General features: G+C 67.8%; 1 protein-coding gene and 1 pseudogene. Both read right to left on the minus strand.

Annotation, left to right across the window (positions count from 1 at the left end; genetic code table 11):
- Positions 1-62: 62 nt before the first annotated feature.
- Positions 63-659, minus strand: a pseudogene (locus VFY73_RS11565) (IS630 family transposase); the annotation flags it as partial.
- Positions 660-674: 15 nt separating this feature from the next.
- Positions 675-2,076, minus strand: a protein-coding gene (locus tag VFY73_RS11570) for an ISNCY family transposase (protein WP_329718800.1) whose coding sequence is annotated in 2 segments (ribosomal slippage) — positions 675-1,279 and positions 1,279-2,076 — 1,403 coding nt annotated over the 2 segments. Because the reading frame shifts where the segments join, the coding sequence is not laid out codon by codon here. This gene is flagged as partial in the annotation.

Below are 2,076 nucleotides of genomic sequence, written 5' to 3' on the forward strand. Positions count from 1 at the left end.
CGTGTCCTGTGCGAATTCGGTTCGGAAAGGGGCACGAACCATCGATTTAGAGCGGTCACCGATCAGGTTGAATAGCCTGAATTCCGGAAGAGGTTCCGGCACTCGTCCGGGCCGTAGAGCTTGAGGATATGTCCAATGGCATTCCAGAGGCCGTCGCGGGTGCGCTCGCCGGCCTTTCGGAGCAGCGCCTTGAGTTTGGCGAAGGCCTGCTCGATCGGGGTGAGGTCGGGGCTGTAGGGCGGCAGGTAGAGCACCTTAGCCTGGCGGTTTTCGATCGCTTCCCGGATGCCGGCGACCTTGTGGCAGGGCAGATTGTCCAGGACGACGATATCGCCCGGGCTCAGGGTTGGGGCGAGGATCTGCTCAATGTAGCCGCGGAAGATGTCACCGTTCACGGCGCCATCGAGCACGTAAGGGGCGGTGATGCCGGTGGTGCGCAGGCCGGCCACAAGGGTGGTGGTTTTCCGGTGACCGTGGGGCACTGGCGCCAGCAGGCGCAGGGCACACCGGCCAAGCCGCCGCGTCATGTTGGTGGTCGCCGAGGTCTCGTCGAGGAACACCAGACGTTCCGGGTCGAGTGCGGGCTGGCGCCGGATGAAGGCGTGGCGGGCCTCGGCCACGTCAGGACGCTGCTGCTCAGCGGCGTGCAGGCTTTTTTTCCAGAACGGCAAAGCTTACTTGGCGGCGGCATATTGAGCTTCCAGCTTGCGCAAATAAGCTTCGGGATCTCGTCTGAAGCGGCTTCCTCTGGTTCGTTGCAGCCGGCGTGCTGCGATGTCGGCGCGCATCGCTTGCCAGCGGGTCCGATCGACAGCGGCCAGATCGCTGGCGTCCAGCGGTGCGAGGTGGGAGGTCACCGAGGCGACCAGGCGCGCCGGGCCGCGCACCACGGTCGCCGAGGAAGCCGAGCGTCTGCCGGTGGTGCGCCGCTGGCAGTAGCGGTAGGAACCGAACAAGCCTTCCAGCCCGTTGTTGGTGCCCGGCAGGTCGGCGACGGCATGGCAGTGGAACAGGCCGGGCCGGTAGCTGCGGGTTACTTTCAAGAAGTGGTCGACGCCGTCTGCCAAGTCGCCGGCGCACGCGCGGTGTCGGCACAGGGCGCCGCACAGGCCATCCAGCCGCCGGGCCACCGCGGGCGCCGGCAGCGCCTCGGTGTTGTTCAGGATGTGCGCGGCCCGGTGCACCCAGCCGAAAGCTCTCTTGATGTTCGGCCACAGCGGTGCGGTTTCCTGCAGGGCGCGGCCGATCAGGCGGTTCAAATCCTGGATTGGCTTGGTGGCCCCCCTTTTTTGTCGACGCGCTGGAGGCTGTCCGCCACGGCCTCCAGCCGGGCCTTCAGCTTCAGCCCGCCGGCGTCGAGCGGCGCTCGGCCGTCATCGGTCACGGCGCTGCGCACCGCCGCGCAGTAGCCGTGGACCAGATCGGCTTCGGCATCCTGGCGGCCCTCGACGGCCCGCTCGATCGGCCGGATCCCGCGGATCCGTTTCTTCAGCTCCTTCTTGGCGTGTCGGTCGGCCTCGAAGATCGGATGCGCCGCCTCGCGCAGATAGTGGAAATGGCACAGCTGGTGCGGCACCCCGGGCAGGGCCCTGGCCACCGCGGTGCGGATCGAGCGCTGGCCGTCACTGACCACGCCGGTCACCGGCACGCCGACGCTCTCGGCCGCCTGGCACAGCAACGGCGTGAGATCCGCGGCGGTGCTCGACAGCAGCGCACGGGCCAGCACCACCGTGCCGGAGAGGCAGTCGCGGATCACCCAAAGTACCTCGTGCCCAACCTCGGGCTGCAAGCCGTCGATCGCCAGCACGACCCGGCCCTGGTCGGCGAAGCGCGTCCGCAAGTGACCGGGGTCGGTCATGGCCGTCGCGACCAATTCGTCATACCGGTCGAGCAGGTTGGTGACGCTGCGCTCCGAAATCATCACGCCGCGCCGGACCAGCTCGGCATGGATCTCCGGCACGCTGGCCCGGGTGACGTAGCGCAGCCGGCCGACCAAGGCGATGAGGTCAAGGCCGAACTCTTGCTGCGGCAACACGATGGCGCCTTCGGCTTCCGGTCGAAACGCACGGTGGAACC

The organism is Ideonella sp. (assembly GCF_036277275.1).
Lineage (GTDB): Bacteria > Pseudomonadota > Gammaproteobacteria > Burkholderiales > Burkholderiaceae_C > Ideonella.